16 protein-coding genes are annotated in these 16,140 nt (G+C 71.7%); 9 read left to right on the plus strand and 7 right to left on the minus strand.

The genetic code is table 11. The features are described 5' to 3' along the window. The first annotated feature begins 108 nt into the window (after window positions 1-108). A complete protein-coding gene (locus tag EV279_RS14255) occupies window positions 109-1,599 on the plus strand; it encodes a PAS domain-containing sensor histidine kinase (protein WP_133545128.1) in 1,491 nt (496 codons plus the stop codon). Window positions 1,600-1,661: 62 nt separating this feature from the next. On the opposite strand, the gene EV279_RS14260 is transcribed toward EV279_RS14255, so the two are convergent. Next, window positions 1,662-1,910, minus strand: coding sequence for a WhiB family transcriptional regulator (locus tag EV279_RS14260; RefSeq protein ID WP_039397845.1), 249 nt, complete (start codon window positions 1,908-1,910; stop codon window positions 1,662-1,664). Window positions 1,911-2,162: 252 nt separating this feature from the next. On the opposite strand from EV279_RS14260, the gene EV279_RS14265 reads away from it, so the two are divergent. Beyond that, a complete protein-coding gene (locus EV279_RS14265) occupies window positions 2,163-2,561 on the plus strand; it encodes a histidine kinase (protein ID WP_133545130.1) in 399 nt (132 codons plus the stop codon). 130 nt (window positions 2,562-2,691) lie between these two features. Next, on the plus strand, window positions 2,692-5,229 hold the full coding sequence (locus EV279_RS14270) for an HYR domain-containing protein (protein ID WP_133545132.1): 2,538 nt from the start codon (window positions 2,692-2,694) through the stop codon (window positions 5,227-5,229). On the opposite strand, the gene bcp is transcribed toward EV279_RS14270, so the two are convergent. The 3 genes from bcp to aroA all read right to left on the minus strand — a co-directional run bounded on the left by bcp (window position 5,222) and on the right by aroA (window position 8,255). Further along, window positions 5,222-5,710: a thioredoxin-dependent thiol peroxidase gene (gene bcp, locus EV279_RS14275; protein WP_133545134.1), complete on the minus strand. Its 489-nt coding sequence runs from the start codon at window positions 5,708-5,710 to the stop codon at window positions 5,222-5,224. The two genes, EV279_RS14270 and bcp, sit on opposite strands and share 8 nt — an antisense overlap. 119 nt (window positions 5,711-5,829) lie before the next feature. Beyond that, window positions 5,830-6,885 (minus strand): ribosome small subunit-dependent GTPase A, encoded by a 1,056-nt coding sequence (rsgA, locus tag EV279_RS14280; RefSeq protein WP_133545136.1) that lies wholly within the window; start codon window positions 6,883-6,885, stop codon window positions 5,830-5,832. Continuing rightward, the gene (gene aroA / locus EV279_RS14285) at window positions 6,882-8,255 is read right to left on the minus strand and encodes a 3-phosphoshikimate 1-carboxyvinyltransferase (RefSeq protein ID WP_133545138.1); all 1,374 of its coding nucleotides are present in this window, start codon (window positions 8,253-8,255) and stop codon (window positions 6,882-6,884) included. The genes rsgA and aroA overlap by 4 nt, the downstream gene beginning before the upstream one ends. 44 nt (window positions 8,256-8,299) lie before the next feature. On the opposite strand from aroA, the gene EV279_RS14290 reads away from it, so the two are divergent. Together EV279_RS14290 and EV279_RS14295 are read left to right on the plus strand one after the other, a co-directional pair. Continuing rightward, a complete protein-coding gene (locus EV279_RS14290; RefSeq protein ID WP_133545140.1) occupies window positions 8,300-9,004 on the plus strand; it encodes a sigma-70 family RNA polymerase sigma factor in 705 nt (234 codons plus the stop codon). After that, complete coding sequence (locus EV279_RS14295; protein ID WP_133545142.1) at window positions 9,001-9,243, plus strand: alpha-ketoglutarate decarboxylase; 243 nt, start codon at window positions 9,001-9,003, stop codon at window positions 9,241-9,243. The genes EV279_RS14290 and EV279_RS14295 overlap by 4 nt, the downstream gene beginning before the upstream one ends. A 34-nt stretch (window positions 9,244-9,277) precedes the next feature. On the opposite strand, the gene EV279_RS14300 is transcribed toward EV279_RS14295, so the two are convergent. Both EV279_RS14300 and EV279_RS14305 read right to left on the minus strand, forming a co-directional pair. Next, on the minus strand, window positions 9,278-10,183 hold the full coding sequence (locus EV279_RS14300) for a diacylglycerol kinase (protein ID WP_133545145.1): 906 nt from the start codon (window positions 10,181-10,183) through the stop codon (window positions 9,278-9,280). Further along, a complete protein-coding gene (locus EV279_RS14305; RefSeq protein ID WP_133545147.1) occupies window positions 10,180-11,808 on the minus strand; it encodes an FAD-binding oxidoreductase in 1,629 nt (542 codons plus the stop codon). The genes EV279_RS14300 and EV279_RS14305 overlap by 4 nt, the downstream gene beginning before the upstream one ends. Before the next feature lie 35 nt (window positions 11,809-11,843). Here EV279_RS14305 and EV279_RS14310 point away from each other — a divergent pair, with 35 nt between their 5' ends. Next, a complete protein-coding gene (locus tag EV279_RS14310; protein WP_133545149.1) occupies window positions 11,844-12,437 on the plus strand; it encodes a TetR/AcrR family transcriptional regulator in 594 nt (197 codons plus the stop codon). Further along, window positions 12,434-13,990: a glycerol-3-phosphate dehydrogenase/oxidase gene (locus EV279_RS14315; RefSeq protein ID WP_133545151.1), complete on the plus strand. Its 1,557-nt coding sequence runs from the start codon at window positions 12,434-12,436 to the stop codon at window positions 13,988-13,990. The genes EV279_RS14310 and EV279_RS14315 overlap by 4 nt, the downstream gene beginning before the upstream one ends. Window positions 13,991-14,047: 57 nt before the next feature. Here the strand turns inward: EV279_RS14315 and EV279_RS14320 are convergent, their stop codons facing one another. Then, entirely contained in the window at window positions 14,048-14,632 is a 585-nt protein-coding gene (locus EV279_RS14320) for a helix-turn-helix domain-containing protein (RefSeq protein WP_133545153.1), read from the minus strand. 93 nt (window positions 14,633-14,725) lie between these two features. Here EV279_RS14320 and speB point away from each other — a divergent pair, with 93 nt between their 5' ends. Further along, window positions 14,726-15,676, plus strand: a complete 951-nt coding sequence (speB, locus tag EV279_RS14325) for an agmatinase (protein ID WP_133545155.1) — start codon at window positions 14,726-14,728, stop codon at window positions 15,674-15,676. 33 nt (window positions 15,677-15,709) lie between these two features. Further along, the gene (locus tag EV279_RS14330; RefSeq protein ID WP_133545157.1) at window positions 15,710-16,099 is read left to right on the plus strand and encodes a nuclear transport factor 2 family protein; all 390 of its coding nucleotides are present in this window, start codon (window positions 15,710-15,712) and stop codon (window positions 16,097-16,099) included. Window positions 16,100-16,140: the final 41 nt, after the last annotated feature.

Genomic DNA, 16,140 nt, shown 5'->3' on the forward strand with positions numbered 1-16,140 from the left:
GCCCCGGAGATGAGGCGGCGTGAAGGGCTCCTCGCGCGGGAGATCCCCGGACGCCGGGGGGCCGGACCCGGTCAGGCCGGCGCGGTGCGAACATTTAGGCTGAAGGACGTGTCGACCCTCAGCGATCTCGTGTACGCCCAAGGCCGCTCGAGCGAGGCCGACGTCGAGTGGCTGCACCGCCTGGCAGGCGACGGCCAGCTGCTCGCCGACCTCGCCTTCGCCGACATCGTGATCTGGGTGCCGACCTCCGACGACTCGTTCATCGCCGTCGCGCATACCCGCCCGAGCGGGGCGGCGACCCTGTTCTACCGGGACATCGTCGCGGACCGGGTTCGTCCGCAGTGGCGGACGCAGGTGCGCGACGCGTTCCACACCCGGCGCATCATCGACTCGGCCTCGCCCGACTGGTTCGAGGAGACGCCGACCCGCGTGCGCGCCGTCCCGATCGTCCGCGTGGCCCGGCCCGGCGGGGAGCCGCAGGCGATCGGCGTGCTGACGCGGCACACCAACCTGGGTGAGACGCGCACTCCGTCGCGCCAGCAGATCACCTTCAACGACTGCGCCGACGAGCTGTTCGGGATGATCGCCTCCGGTGACTTCCCCGACCTCACGGCACCGACCTCTCCCCGGCGGGGCGCCCCGCGTGCATCGGACGGACTCGTCCGCCTCGACGTCGACGGCATCACCACCTTCGCGAGCCCGAACGCCCTGTCGGCCTTCAACCGGCTCGGCTTCGACGACGAGCTCGAGGGGGAGTCCCTCGTCGAGGTCGTGACGCGCATCCTTCCGACCAAGCGCCAGTTCGACGAGTCCCTCCCCGTCGTGGTGACCGGACGCGCCCCGTGGCGCGCCGACATCGAGTCGCGGGGGGTCACGGTGAGCCTGCGGACCATTCCGCTGCGCGATCACGGCACGCGGATCGGCGCCATCGTGCTCTGCCGCGATGTCACGGAGATCCGCCACCAGGAGCAGGAGCTCATCACCAAGGACGCGACGATCCGGGAGATCCACCACCGCGTCAAGAACAATCTGCAGACCGTCGCCTCGCTGCTGCGGATCCAGGCGCGGCGATCGCATACCGACGAAGCCCGGGAGGCGCTCACGCAGGCGATGCGTCGCGTCTCGGCGATCGCCGTCGTCCACGACACGCTGTCGGAGGGTCTCGCCCAGAACGTGGACTTCGACGACGTCTTCGCGCGCGTGCTCAAGCTCGTCGCCGAGGTCGCCGCGGCGCCGAACACCCGCGCGAAGACGCGCACGACGGGCAGGTTCGGCACGCTCCCGAGCGAGTATGCGACGCCGCTCGCCCTCGCCCTCACCGAGCTGGTGACGAACGCCGTCGAGCACGGGCTCGCGGGGCAGGAGGGCGATGTCGAGATCGCCGCCGAGCGCAGCGACGACAGCCTCGAGGTGCGCGTGCGCGACACCGGATCGGGCCTGCCCGAGGGGCAGGTCGGCCGGGGCCTGGGCACTCAGATCGTGCGGACGCTCATCCAGGGCGAGCTGGGCGGCACGATCGACTGGCACACCATCATGGGCAGCGGGACGGAGGTCACTATCGAGATCCCGCTGCGCTACATCGACCGGCGGGACGGCTGAGCGTCAGGATTCGACGGATGCCGCGGCATCCTGTCCCCGCGCCGCGACGAGCGGCGGCTTCGTCAGGACGCGCGACGGGCGCGGGCGGCGCGGCGCTTGAGAGCGCGGCGCTCGTCTTCGGAGAGGCCGCCCCACACGCCCGAGTCCTGGCCGGTCTCGAGCGCGTACTGCAGGCAGATCTCGGTGACGGTGCAGCGCGCGCAGACGGCCTTGGCCTTCTCGATCTGGTCGACCGCGGGGCCGGTGTTGCCGACGGGGAAGAACAGCTCGGGGTCGACTGTCAGGCAGGCGGCTTTGTCGCGCCAATCCATGGTGGTGCTCCTTGAGACGGAAGAGGTCGGGTGTTCCAGAGCCCGGATTCGGGTCCGATACCCTGTGGGAGATGCGAGCGATTGCTCGCCCCACGTCGCTGTGGGAGCACACGGCTCCGTCTATGATCCCATGACGAAGCGGGCGGGATCAAGGCTTCCCGCACTTCATTTGGGTGAACAGCCTGTGCATTCCCTCAAGGGCATGGAGGGAGTGCACAACCCGGGAGCGCCGGAACAAGGGAAGAGTGAGGCATGCGGACAAGCGTGGCGACACGGGTCGCGGCCGTTCTGCTGGGGCTGGAGGCAGCGGGTCTCCTTGCCGTCGTCGCGTGGCAGATCGCGGCGCTGAGCGGTGGAGACACCGATTCCGTGTCGAGCGCGCTCGCGCTCCTCGTCCTCACGGCACTCGGCGCCGTCCTCCTCGGAGCCTTCTCGGCCGCAGTCTGGCGAGGACGTTCGTGGGGGCGGTCGGGCGGCATCGTCGCGCAGCTCCTGATCCTCGCGGTCGCCCTCGGCGCGGCGACCGGCGCCTACGCCGAGCCCATGACCGCGCTCGCGATCGCGGCCCCCGCAGTCCTCACGCTCATCCTGCTCGTGCTCGCAGCGCGAAGGCAGCATCCGTCCGGCGACGGTCGACAGCCGGATTCCTGAGGTCTTCCGAAGGTTTCCCACAATTCTCTTCTCGAGACGCGATCGCCCGACGTAGGGTGACGGGTAGCCGGATCGGTGGACTGGGGAGTCCGCGCGGCTTATTCGCACTGGGGAACTGGGGAGTCACAAAATGGGGAGAACACTACGTCCGTCGCGCCTGCTCGCAGGCCTGGCGGCCGCGTTGATCGTCGTGGCCGGCGGCGCCGCCGCCGCTCACGCCGATGATCTGGCGATCGATGGAGACGGCTTGACGCCCGTGTCTCAGAAGGCGCTCAGCGTGTCGATGTGCGCCGGGCAGCCGGCGACCGCGCAGGTGCTCATCGCCGCGCACCGCGTGGGCAACGGGTCCGTCAACATCTTCGCGAACGGCTCGAAGGTGACCGTCGGCGTCCCGTCGATCAGTCCCGGCATCTCCGTCGGGCTGAGCAAGACGACGATCGACGTGCCCAGCGGATGGAGCTCGCTGAGCCCGAACCTGCCCGAAAGCCAGCGCGTGAGCACCGACACGATCACGGCGACCGTGCAGATCTCGCCCAAGCAGTCGTCGGGGTCGGGCTCGATCGGCTTCAGCTATGCCGGTGTCAACGCCGCCGGCACCGCGGTCAGCGGGCCCGGCAGCCTCTCCGTGGGCTGGACCATCGTGAACTGCGACACCACCCCGCCGACGCTCGCCCTGCCCGCGAACATGACGGTCGAAGCCACGAGCGCAGCGGGAGCCCCGGTGCCGTTCGTCACCTCGGCGACCGACGTCGCTCCGCTGAGCCCCGCCGTCTCGTGTACTCCCTCGTCCGGATCCGTCTTCGGGTTCGGCACGACGACGGTGAACTGCCAGTCGACGGATGCCGCGGGCAACACCGCGAAGGGCAGCTTCACGGTCACCGTGGAAGACACGATCGCGCCCGCGATCGGACAGGTCTCCGACATCGCGCTCGAGGCGACGGGTCCCGTGACCACGGCCGCCTGGACCGCGCCGTCCGCGTGGGATGCCGTCGACGGCTCTCTCGCGACCACCTGCACGCCGCCGTCGGGCAGCGCTTTCAGCGTCGGGAGCACGCAGATCGTCTGCGTCGTCGCCGACGCGCACGGCAACACCGGGTCGGCGTCCTTCTCCGTGACGATCGACGACAGCATCGCGCCCGCGCTGCTCGTGCCGACGGAGGTCATCGCGGAGGCGACCTCGGGTGCAGGTGCGGCCGTCTCCTACACCGCGTCGGCATCCGACCTGGTCGACGGGTCGGTCACGCCCTCGTGCACCCCGGCCTCCGGCTCGACGTTCCCTCTCGGCACCACGACGGTCTCGTGCGAGGCGAAGGACGGCGCCGGCAACGCGTCGGCGAAGTCGTTCCCGATCCACGTGCGCGACACGACTGCTCCTGAGCTCACGGTGCCCGCGTCGCTGAGCGCCGAGGCGACAGGTCCCCTGGGCGCAGCGGTCGCCTTCCCCGCGACGGCGGACGACGCCGTGGACGCCGACGTGGACGTCGTGTGCTCTCCGGCATCCGGCTCCACCTTCGTCATCGGCGAGACCTCGGTCACGTGCGACGCGACCGACGACGCCGGCAACCGCACGAGCCGGGGCTTCGTCGTCACGGTCCAGGACACCACCGGGCCGAGCATCACGGTGCCCGCCGCACCCGTCATGCAGGAGGCGACCGGCCCCGAGGGGGCCGTCGTGGCGTACACCGCGACAGCATCCGACCTCGTCGACGGACCCGTCGAGGTCACGTGCGTGCCGGCATCCGGATCGACCTTCGCTCTCGGCACGCACGCCGTCGTGTGCGACGCGCAGGATTCCCGTGGCAACAAGGCGGAGCAGGCGGTCTTCTCGGTGACGGTGGAGGACACCACGGCGCCGGAGCTGTCCGTTGCGGTCGATCCGATCGTGGCCGAGGCCACCGGCCCGGACGGCGCAGTCGTCGCGGACTTCGGGGTCGGTGCGACCGACGTCGTGGACGGCCCGGTAGGCGTGTCGTGCGACCGGGCCCCGGGCTCCACGTTCGCCCTCGGCTCGACCACCGTGAACTGCATGGCGACCGACAAGGTGGGCAATCTCGGCCGGACCTCCCTCGATGTCACGGTCCAGGACACCACGGCCCCCGGCATCACGTGGAGCGGAGGACCGGCGGATGGAGCGAGCTACCCGTTCGACCACGTGCCCGCGGCGCCCTCCTGCGCGGCGACCGACGCCGTCGATCCCGCCGCGACGTGCGCCGTGACCGGCTACGGCACGGGCCTCGGGTCGCACACGCTCACGGCGACGGCGAAGGACAAGAGCGGCAACACGGCGACGGCGACGCGGAGCTTCCGCGTCGAGGCATGGAAGACCGGCGGGTTCTACGCCCCTGTCGACGGCAACGGCGTGTGGAACACCGTGAAGGGCGGCTCGACCGTCCCGCTCAAGTTCGAGCTCTTCGCCGGCAGCAGCGAGCTCACCTCCACGAGCGCGATCTCGAGCTTCAAGACGGGTGTCGTCAGCTGCGCGAGCTCCGGCGCCCTCGCGGACGAGATCGAGGTGACGACGACGGGCGGCACGACCCTCCGCTACGACGCGACGGCCGGCCAGTTCATCCAGAACTGGCAGACGCCGAAGTCGCCCGGCACCTGCTACAAGGTCACCATGACCGCGAAGGACGGCACGGCGGTGAGCGCGCTCTTCAAGCTCAAGTGAGCTGAGGAGCCGGACCGATCTCCAACAGTGCGCGCAGCCGGGCCACGTGCCCGGTTGCGCGCACGTTGTAGAGCGCGTGCTCGACGCGGCCCTGCTCGTCGATCACGAAGGTCGACCGGATGACGCCCTCCACGACCTTCCCGTAGTTCATCTTCTCGCCCCATGCGCCGTACGCCGAGTGCACGGCGTGATCGGGATCGCTGAGCAGGTCGTAGGGGAGGCCGTCGCGCTCGCGGAAGCGGCGGAGCTTCTCCGGCTCATCGCGCGAGACGCCGAGGACGGTGTACCCCGCCTCCTGAAGGGGAGCGAGGCTGTCGCGGAAGTCGCAGGCCTCTGTCGTGCATCCGGGGGTCATGGCCTCGGGATAGAAGAAGAGGATGACGCGCCGCCCGCGCAGCTCCCCGAGGGTCACGGGCGTGTCGTCCTGGTCGGTCAGCGCGAAGTCGGGAGCGGGGGATCCGGGTTCGAGGCGAGCGGTCATCCCCTCAGCCTAGACAGGCGACGACGCCGTGCGGTCCGCACGATCGCGCGTCGCCACGCCGAGGTCGCCCGTCGCCGGGCACGGCGAGTCGTCGCCGGATCGTGCAGAGCGCCGTCCGCCTACGGCGTCGTCCGAGCGCGCTCGGCGAAGGTCTCGAGGAGGCGCTGGAGGGAGTCCAGCCGGGCCGCGCCGCGCGGGCCCAGGCGGCCCTCGTGTACGGCCTCGACGATGGCGCAGTCCGGGGCATCCGGGAGGTGCGTGCACCCTCGCGGGCACTCCTCGGCGACCTCGGCGAGGTCGGTGAATGCCTTGAGGATGTTCGCCGGGTCGACGTGGCCGAGTCCGAACGAGCGGACGCCCGGTGTGTCGATCACCCACCCGCTCCCGCCCTCGCCCCGGTAGCGGAGGGAGACCGTCGAGCTCGACGTATGCCGTCCCCGGCCCGTCACGACATTGACGTGGCCCGTCGCGCGCTGCGCGGACGGAACGAGCGCGTTGACGAGGGTCGATTTGCCGACACCGGAGTGCCCGACGAACACGGTGGAGTGACCGACGAGGGCGGCGCCGATTCGCTCCACGGGCATCTCGCTGCGCGCGCTCGTGAAGACCTCGAGGTCGAGCCCGTCGAAGTGGGCGAGGAAGGCCGCAGGGTCGGCCAGATCGGTCTTGGTGACGACGAGGAGGGGACGGATGCCGGCATCCAGCGCCGCAACGAGGTAGCGGTCGACGAGGCGCGGCCGTGGCTCGGGGTCGGCGGCCGCGACGACGACGAGCATCTGGTCGGCGTTGGCGACGACGACCCGCTCGACCTGATCGGTGTCGTCGGCGCTGCGGCGGAGGAGGGAGGTGCGGTCTTCGATGCCGACGATGCGCCCGAGGGTCCCCTCGTCGCCGCTCGTGTCGCCCACGACGCGAGCGCGGTCGCCCGTGACGATGGGCTGCTTGCGCAGCTCGCGCGCCCGCATCGCGATCGACTCGTGCTCATCGTCGGTGTCCTCGCCGACCAGGACGGCGTAGCGCCCGCGATCGACTCCCAGCACGCGCGCGATCTGCGCGTCGGTGTGCGCGGGACGGCGCTTCGTGCGCGGGCGGTTGCCCTTCGGATTCGGCCGGACCCGGACGTCGGCTTCGTCGAACTCGTCGTCGTCGTCCTCGGTGTCGTCCAGCCAGCTCACGATGCCTGCAGCGCCTCCGGGCGTGGGGCGGGGTCGTCGGATCCGTCGCCGAGCATCCGCTGCCAGAGCTCGGGGAACTCCGGCATGGTCTTGGCCGTCGTGCCGATGTCGTCGATCTCGACGTCCGGGACGGCGAGACCGACGAGGGCCCCGGTGGTCGCGAGACGATGATCGTGGTGGGCGCGCCAGCGACCCCCGTGGAGCGGCCGCGGCACGATGCGGATGCCGTCCGACAGCTCCTCCGCCTCGCCGCCGAGGGCGCGCAGCTCGCCGACGAGCGCGGCGATGCGGTCGGTCTCGTGCCCGCGGATGTGCCCGATGCCGTAGAGGGTCGTGGGGCTGTCGGCGAAGGCGGCGAGGCCCACGATCGTAGGCGTCAGCTCGCCGGCGGCGGACAGGTCCAGGTCGATCCCCTGGATGCCGTGCGCGCTCGTCACCGTCAGGGATCCGCCGCGCCGTACGACCTTCGCACCCATGAGCGACAGGATCTCGGAGAGCATCGCCCCGGGCTGCGTCGAGTGCGCGGGCCATCCGGTGACCGACACGGAACCGCCGGCGATCATCGCGGCGGCCAGGAACGGGGCCGCGTTGGAGAGGTCGGGCTCGATGGCGATGTCCTTGCCGCGCACCGGGCCGGCGGGGACGACCCACTCGCCGACCGCGGGGCGCTCGACGTGCACGCCGCGGTGGGCGAGGGACTCCACCGTCATGTCGATGTGCGGCATGCTCGGCAGGCGCTCGCCGTGATGGATGAGGTGCAGCCCGACGTCGAAGCGGGGCGCGGCCAGCAGCAGGCCCGAGACGAACTGGCTCGAGGCGCTCGCGTCGATGACGATCTCACCGCCCCGGACGTGCCCGTGACCGCGCACGGTGAACGGCAGCGCCCAGTGGCCCCCGTCGTCGATGTCGACACCGACGTCGCGGAGGGCCTTGATCATGGCGCCCATCGGCCGGTGCAGCGCCGTCTCGTGCGCCGTCAGGGTCACCTCCCCCCGCGCGAAGCCCGCGAGCGCGGCGACGAAGCGCATGACGGTGCCGGCCTGGCCGGCGTCGATGACACCGCCCTCCTTGAGGGGCCATCGCGGGGTGACGAGGAGGTCGGGGCCGAAGGGGCCCGCACCCGGCTCCTCGACGATCGAGACGCCGAGCGACTGGAGCGCCTCGATCATCCGCCGGGAGTCGTCGGAGTGGAGGGGAGCGGACAGCCGGCTCGGCACATCGGCCAGCGACGCGAGGATGAGCTCCCGGTTGGTGAGGGACTTCGATCCCGGGACCGTCACGGTGGCGGACAGAGGACCGTGAGCGGCCGGCGCACGCCAAGCGCCTCGCGGGGTCCGCGGGGGGTGGGGGGAATACCCGTCGGCAGTCATCGGTTTCTACACTACTGAACCGCCCGATCGAACCCGAGGAGCTCATGATCGCCACGCTCGATCGCCCGCTGGTCGGCGCCCCCCGGGACGGGGAGGCCGCCGACGTAGACTGGCGCGTGATGAACGATCAGGCTCAGGCCGAGACCGATGTCCGCGCGCAGTTCGAGGAGCAGGCGCTGCCCTTCATGGACCAGCTCTATGCGGCGGCGATGCGCATGACGCGCAACCCCGCGGACGCCGCCGACCTGGTGCAGGAGACGTTCGTCAAGGCGTTCGCGTCGTGGCGGACGTTCACCCAGGGCACCAACCTCAAGGCGTGGCTGTACCGGATCCTCACCAACGCTTACATCAACACCTACCGCAAGAAGCAGCGCGAGCCGTATCAGGGCACGATCGACGACCTCGAGGACTGGCAGCTGGGCGGCGCCGAGTCCACGACGGCGACGAGCACCCGGTCGGCCGAAGCGGAGGCGATCGACAGGATGCCGGCATCCGTCGTGAAAGACGCGCTGCAGTCGATCCCGGAAGACTTCCGGCTCGCGGTGTACCTCGCGGACGTCGAGGGCTTCGCGTACCAGGAGATCGCCGACATCATGAAGACCCCCATCGGCACGGTCATGAGCCGTCTGCACCGTGGCAGACGGATGCTTCGTGAGCTGCTGGCCGATTACGCGAGCGAGCGCGGCATCGACACCGCGCCTGCGAAGGAGCGCGGCAGGACGACTGCCGCTTCAAGGAGCACGAAATGACCGACTGCGGCTGTGAGAAGGCGCGGCGCGATCTCGAGGAGTACCTGCGCCACGAGGTCTGCAAGACCCGGCACTCCGACATCGCCGAGCACCTCGAGAACTGCGTCGAGTGCCGCGATGAGGCCCTCGTCGCCCGAACGCTGACCGAGGTGGTCGCGCGGGCGTGCAAGGAGACCGCCCCCGAAGAGCTTCGCGACCAGGTGATCGCCCGTCTGCTCGAGGTGCAGGCGACCCACTGACCTGCGCCGACGGATGCCGTCGCATCCGGCGCGGTCACCTCGGCGGTGCGAACACCCGAAGGGCGCCGGGCACCACGTCGACCGTGAGCGGAAGCGCCCCGACCGGATCGCCGTCCGCGTACGCCGTCACGCCGCCCGCTGCGAGCGACACGGCGGTCACCCGCCGTGTCACGACCTCGGGAAGCGTCGTATGCGTCCCGTCGTACACACGGGGGATCAGCCGCGCGAGGCGCATCCTTCCCGCGGGCCGCACGAGGGTCACGTCGAGCAGGCCGTCGCACGGATCGGCATCGGGACAGACCGGGATGCCGCCGCCGTACATGCTCGTGTTGCCCACCGTCGCCATCGCGAGGTCGCCGTCGAGGCGCTCGACCGCACCGTCGGCGAGCCGCAGCTCGAGCTGGAACGGCATGCCCCGAAGCCGCAGGAACTCCAGCGCGATCGCGATCGTGTAGCGCGATCGGCCGCGCGGCCACGTCATGGCGTTCGCACGGTCGTTGACCTTCGAGTCGAAGCCGCTCGCGAGCACCGACGCGAAGTGCTGCGTCGACCCGTCCGCTCGCGTGATGCGGGCGAGGTCGAGGGAGCGGGTCGTCCCCTCGGCGATGAGCTCGGCCGCCGCGTCCGCGTCGAGCTCGTGCAGGCCGAGCGCTCCCGCGAAGTCGTTCCCCGTCCCGGAGGGGATGATGCCGAGCGGCACGCCGGTGCCGGCGAGCTCCTGCGCCGCGAGATTGACCGTCCCGTCCCCGCCCGCCACGACGACGGCGTCGGCGCCCAGCTCGATCGCCGTGCGCAGCAGCGCGCTCGATTCGGCTGCGCTCCCGCCGCTCACGATCGTCGTCCGCACCCCGAGCTCCCGCAGGCGAGCGGCCGCGGTCCTCGCGGCGCCCGTGGGCGCGCCCGAGCGCGCGGCGGGGTTCAGGAGCAGTGCGACGGTCACGAGCCTCCCGCCCGCGGCGCGACGAGGACCCCCGGGTTCATGATGCCGGTCGGATCGAACACGTCCTTCACTGCGCGAAGGGCGGCGGCGCCCAGCGGACCGATCTCGTCCTCCAGGTAGGGGCGGTGATCACGTCCGACGGCGTGGTGGTGCGTGATCGTGCCGCCGGCGCGTCCGATCGCGCGGGACGCGGCATCCTTCGCCTCCTGCCACTGGCCCGCCGGATCGTCGGTCAGCGCAGCGACGACGGTGAAGTAGAGCGATGCGCCGGCGGGATACACGTGCGAGATGTGGCACATCACCAGAGGCGTCGTGCCCGCTGCGCTGAGCGCCGTCACAAGGGCGTCGGTGACCGCACCCTTGAGCTCCGCGATCTGGGCCCACGTGGTCGCCGTCTCGAGGGTCTCGGCGAGGACGCCGATGTCGAGGAGCGTGTCGCGCAGCGCGGGGGAGGCGAAGCGCGAGCGCTCCCACGAGCGGGCGGGATCCTCGCCGCGGGACCTGCCGCCGTGCACGGCGAACACCGCGTCGACCGCGTCGCACGTCGCCCCCGCCTCGGCGTCCGTCGCGCCTTCGAAGGTCGCGACGGCCAGACACCCGCGCATGCGCGTGAGGTGACCGCCGAGCGTCGCAGTGACGCGCGTCTCGGATGCGTCGCTCAGCCGCAGGACGGTGGGACGGATGCCGCGCTGCGTCGCCTCGCGCAGAGCCGCCGCGCCGGAGGCGAAATCGGGGAAGGTCCACGATCCGTAGGCCGTCGCGTGCGGCGCCGGCCTGATGCGCACGGTGATCTCGGTGAGGACGCCGAACGCGCCTTCGGACCCCAGGAACAGCTGGCGCAGGTCCGGCCCGGCGGCGCTCGCGGGCGCGCGCCCGAGCTGAAGTTCGCCGGCCGGCGTCGCGACGCGCAGCGCATGGACGAGGTCGTCGAACCGGCCGTAGCCGCGCGAGGCCTGTCCGCTCGAGCGGGTCGCGGCGAAGCCGCCGATCGAGGCGTAGCGGAAGCTCTGCGGGAAGTGCCCGAGGGTGTATCCGCGCGCGGCGAGCAGCTCCTCGGCCTGCGGGCCGGTCGTGCCGGCACCGAAGGTCGCCAGCAGCGATGTCTCATCGAGCCGGAGCAGCGCCGCCGTCCGCGCGAGCTCGAGGGCGATGACGAGGCGGTGACCACCGGCGTCGGGGTCGACGCCGCCCACGACGCTGGTCCCGCCGCCGAAGGGCACGACCGCGATCGCGCGTTCGGCGCAGACCGCGAGGACGGCGAGGACCTCCTCGTGCGACGCAGGCGACACCACGGCGTCCGGGGCGTCCTGCGGGTCGGCCAGACGCCGGGCCAGCAGATCGGGCGTGCTCTTCCCCCCGAGGTGCATCATGCGCACGTCGTCGTCCCGCGTCGCGTGCTCGGCGCCGACGACGGCTGTGAGCGCGGCCAGGTCGGGGTCGCCCATGCGTGACGCGAGCAGCACCGGTCGCGAGCGCCGGGGGATGGGATGCGCCTTGCCGGGCAGCACGGTCTTGACGATGGCGCGTGCGGCGACGGGCAGCTTCGCCGGCTCGTCGCCCCACGCGTCCCACTCCGAGCGGCTGGCGGGGGGCGGCACAGCGAGCGGTGTCGTCGGCGATGACATGGGCGACAGTATGACACATTCTGTATTGTTGTCACATGGCACCGCCGCCGACCCGCACCGCGCTGACGAGAGGCGCCTCCGCCGCGACCGAGGGCGCGCTCCTGGACGCGGCGCTCGCGGAGGTGATCGCGCACGGGATCCGGCGCACGACCGCGTCCGACGTCGCCCGCCGCGCGGGCGTGTCGCGCCAGACGCTCTACCGCTATTGGCCCGACGTGCAGGCGCTGTTCGCGTCGCTCGTCACGCGCGAGCTCCTCGCCGTGCTCCCGGGCGAGACGGAGCCGGAGGACCTCGACGATCTCGTCGGGCTGCTGGTCGGGACGGCGTCGGCCGTGCGGCGGATGCCCCTTCTCGGCCGGCTGCGCGACACCGATCCGGAACTCCTCGGCCGCTACCTGCTCACGCGCCTCGGCACGAGTCAGCGCGCGATCCACACGGACCTCTCGCGCCGCCTGCGCGCCGCCCAGGATCGGGGCCTCGTGCGCGGCGGAGACGCCGACGCCCTCGCCGCGACGGTGATGCTCCTCGTGCAGTCCGCGGTGCTGTCTGGGCCGCTCGTCGAGGAGTGGCTGCCTGCGACGGCGTGGACCGATGAGCTGTCGCGCGCGTTGAAGGGGTATCTGGGATGAGGATCGTCGGCCGCACGCCCTTCTCCACCGCTCTGCACGCGGGGCGGCGTTCGCGCGAGCTCGCGCGGCTCGGCGACGAGCCGCGGGTGGATGTCGTCGTGATCGGCGGCGGCATCACGGGCGTCGGGGCGGCGCTGGACGCCGCGAGCCGCGGGCTCCGGACGGTGCTCGTCGAGCGCCACGACTTCGCGCACGGCACGAGCCGGTGGAGCTCCAAGCTCGTGCACGGCGGCCTGCGATACCTCGCCTCGGGGCAGATCGGCATCGCACACGAGAGCGCGACCGAGCGGCACCTGCTGCTCACGCGGATCGCGCCCCACCTGACGCGCCCCCTTGCGCAGGTCCTGCCGCTGTACGCGCCTGGCCACGTCTCGCAGGGCGCCTTCATCGGCATGGGCTACGGGCTCGGCGATGGCCTGCGGCGCTTCGTCGGAACGCCCGACGCCGTGCTCCGCTCGCCCGGACCCATCGGGGTGGCCGAGACGGCGCGTCTGGCTCCCGGCGTGCGCCGCGAGAACCTGCGCGGCGCGATGCGGGGCTGGGACGGGCAGCTGATCGATGACGCGCGTCTCGTGATCGGCGTCGCGCGCACGGCGGCCGGGTTCGGGGCATCCGTCCTCTCCCGCGTCGAGGCCGTCCACGCGACCGGCGACCGCGTCCGCCTCCGCGACGGCCTCACGGGGGAGGAGCTCGACCTCGCGGCGCGAGCGGTCGTCAACGCCACCGGCGTGTGGGCAGGCGGGCTCGACCCCGATGTCCGCCTACGCCCGAGCCGGGGCACCCACCTCGTGATCGACTCGGCGCGGCTCGGCGGCTCGGACGTGTCGCTCACCGTCCCCGTCTCGGGCTCACGCAGCCGATTCGTGTTCACGCTCCCCGCGCAGCACGGCCGCACCTACATCGGGATCACCGATGTGCCGGCTGACGGGCCGATCCCCGACGTGCCCGAGGCGACCGAGGCCGAGATCGACCTCCTGCTGGGAACGGTGAACGCCGTGCTCGCCGAGCCCCTGACCCGCGCTGATGTCGTGGCGACCTTCGCGGGCCTCCGGCCGCTTCTGACGTCGCCGCACGACGTCGACGAGACGAGCGACCTGTCTCGTCGGCACGCGATCCGCGAGTCGTCGACAGGCGTGCTCACGGTGGTGGGCGGCAAGCTCACCACCTACAGGCGCATGGCGGAGGACGCCCTCGACGAGGCGATCCGCCGCCGGCAGCTCCCCGCCCGGGCCTCGGCGACACGCGCGCTGCCGCTGGTCGGTGCGTGGCCGCGCGACCGGCTCGGCGAGGTCGCCGCCCCGCCCCGGTTCGTTCGCCGCTACGGCGCGGAGGCGCCCTACGCGGCGGCGCTTCCGGACGGGCCCTCCGCGGCGTGCGGCGTCACGGCGCAGGAGCTGCAGTGGGGTGTCGCCGTCGAAGGGGCGCTCTCGATCGACGACCTGCTCGATCGCCGCACGCGGCTGGGACTGGTCGCGGACGATCGGAGGGCGTCGACGGATGCCGCGGCCGCCGCCTTCGAGCGGGCGGGGGTGGATCCGCCGGCCGTCGCGTAGGCCGGTCGGCACGGCCTCCCGTCCCTTCGCCGCCGATGCACGGCGCAGCGGGACTCTTCAGGCGGAGCCGCTCCACGGGGCGGGCACGATGACCCAGACGACCGTCGCGGGCCTTCCCCCGTCGACGTGCCATGTGTGCGGTTCGCGGCCCGGAAAGGTGAGCGCGTCCCCCGCGCTGAGAGGCACCGACCGATCGGCGAACCGGACGGTCACACGCCCCTCGATGACGTGCAGCACCTCGACATCGCAGTTGATCGTGTACAGATCCGCTCCGCCATGCGCGTCGGGCTGGAGCTCGGAGTGCAGGAGCTGGACCCGGTGCTCGCCGCGGGGCGACATGAGCCGCTCCTGGGCGTGGACGCCGCCGAGGTTGATGCGCGGCGCGTCGACGAATGAGACCTTCTGCACCTCCGGCTCGGTGAAGAGCGCTCCGACGGGCAGTGAAAGCACCTGACACAGCTGTACGAGCGTCGCGACGCTGGGGGAGGTCTCATCCCGCTCGAGACGACTGAGGAAGCCCTTCGACAGACCCGTCGTCTCGGCGAGCTGTCCGAGGGACATGCCCTGCCCGGTCCGAGCGGCTCGGAGCTTCGCGCCGATCGGCGTGACAGTGGCGTCGGCGTCCGGATGGATGGCGCGCATGGCGGCTCCTCGAGAAAGCGGCACTTGACCCGCCGTCACGGCGGGCGTACCTTGTCCTGAGAGTTTCCTGAAGAGTATCAAAGGTTGTCTAATATGCAACAGGAGCGCGAGCAGCCCCGGGAACCCGTGGACGCCAGCCGCGTGCCGCGTTTCGCCGGGATCGCGACCTTCGCGCGCCTGCCGCGCCTGGATGAGGTGTCGAGAGCCGATGTGGCCGTGGCCGGCGTTCCGTTCGACAGCGGGGTCAGCTACCGCCCGGGGGCTCGCTTCGGTCCGGCGCACGTACGTGAGGCCTCTCGGCTCCTGCGGCCGTACAACCCGGCGCAGGACGTCTTCCCGTTCGCCTCGCAGCAGGTCGCCGACGCGGGTGACCTCATCGCGAATCCGTTCGACATCGCCACCGCCGTCGCGGAGATCGAGGCGGGTGCGCGCGATCTGCGTGCTCGGGCCGATCGGCTCGTCGTCATCGGGGGCGACCACACCATCGCACTGCCCCTTCTCCGAGAGGTGAATGGTCAGCACGGGCCCGTCGCCGTCCTGCACTTCGACGCGCATCTGGACACCTGGGACACCTACTTCGGTGCACCGACCACCCACGGCACCCCTTTCCGCCGGGCCTCCGAGGAAGGGCTCATCGACCTCACGGCGAGCATGCACGTCGGGATACGCGGCCCCCTCTACGCCAAGCGCGACCTCGAGGACGACGAGAGGCTGGGTTTCGCGATCGTGAGCAGCGAGTTCATCGAGGAGAGCGGCGTCCCCGCGGCCATCGATCGGATCCGTGCGCGCGTCGCCGACAAGCCGCTGTACATCTCCATCGACATCGACGTTCTCGACCCCTCGCACGCTCCCGGCACCGGGACGCCGGAGGCCGGAGGTCTCACCAGCCGGGAACTGCTCCGGATGCTGCGGGGCCTCGCCGACCTGCGGATCGTCGGCGCCGATGTGGTCGAGGTGGCGCCCGCATACGACCATGCGCAGCTGACCGCGGTGGCCGCCAGCCATGTGGTGTATGAGCTGCTGAGCGCGATGGCGCCGCGGTAGGCGGCATCCGTCTCGACTTCGAAGGAGAAGCCCATGACAGTTCCCCGTCCCGCAGACGTCGAGTCCGCCGCGGCCGCCATCGTCGACGCGTTCGCCGCGAACGACGCCGATCGGTACTTCGCCGGCTTCGCTCCCGACGCCACCTTCGTCTTCCATCCCGAGCCCCGCCGGCTCGACGATCGCGCGGAGTACGAGAGGCTCTGGGCGGAGTGGGTCGCGAGCGGCTGGCGTGTGACCTCCTGCGTCTCGAGCGACCCCCGCGTGCAGGTCTTCGACGGCGGCGCCGTGTTCTCGCATACGGTCGACACCTCGGTCGACACCGCCGACGGCCCCGAGTCGTACCGCGAGCGCGAATCCATCGTCTTCGCTCTGGACGGCGAGCGTCTCGTCGCCGTGCACGAGCACCTCTCCCCGTTCGCGTGACGCCCGGCAGCGTCATCCCCGCAGCACCGACACACCCGAAA

The organism is Microbacterium sp. BK668 (assembly GCF_004362195.1).
Classification (GTDB): domain Bacteria; phylum Actinomycetota; class Actinomycetes; order Actinomycetales; family Microbacteriaceae; genus Microbacterium.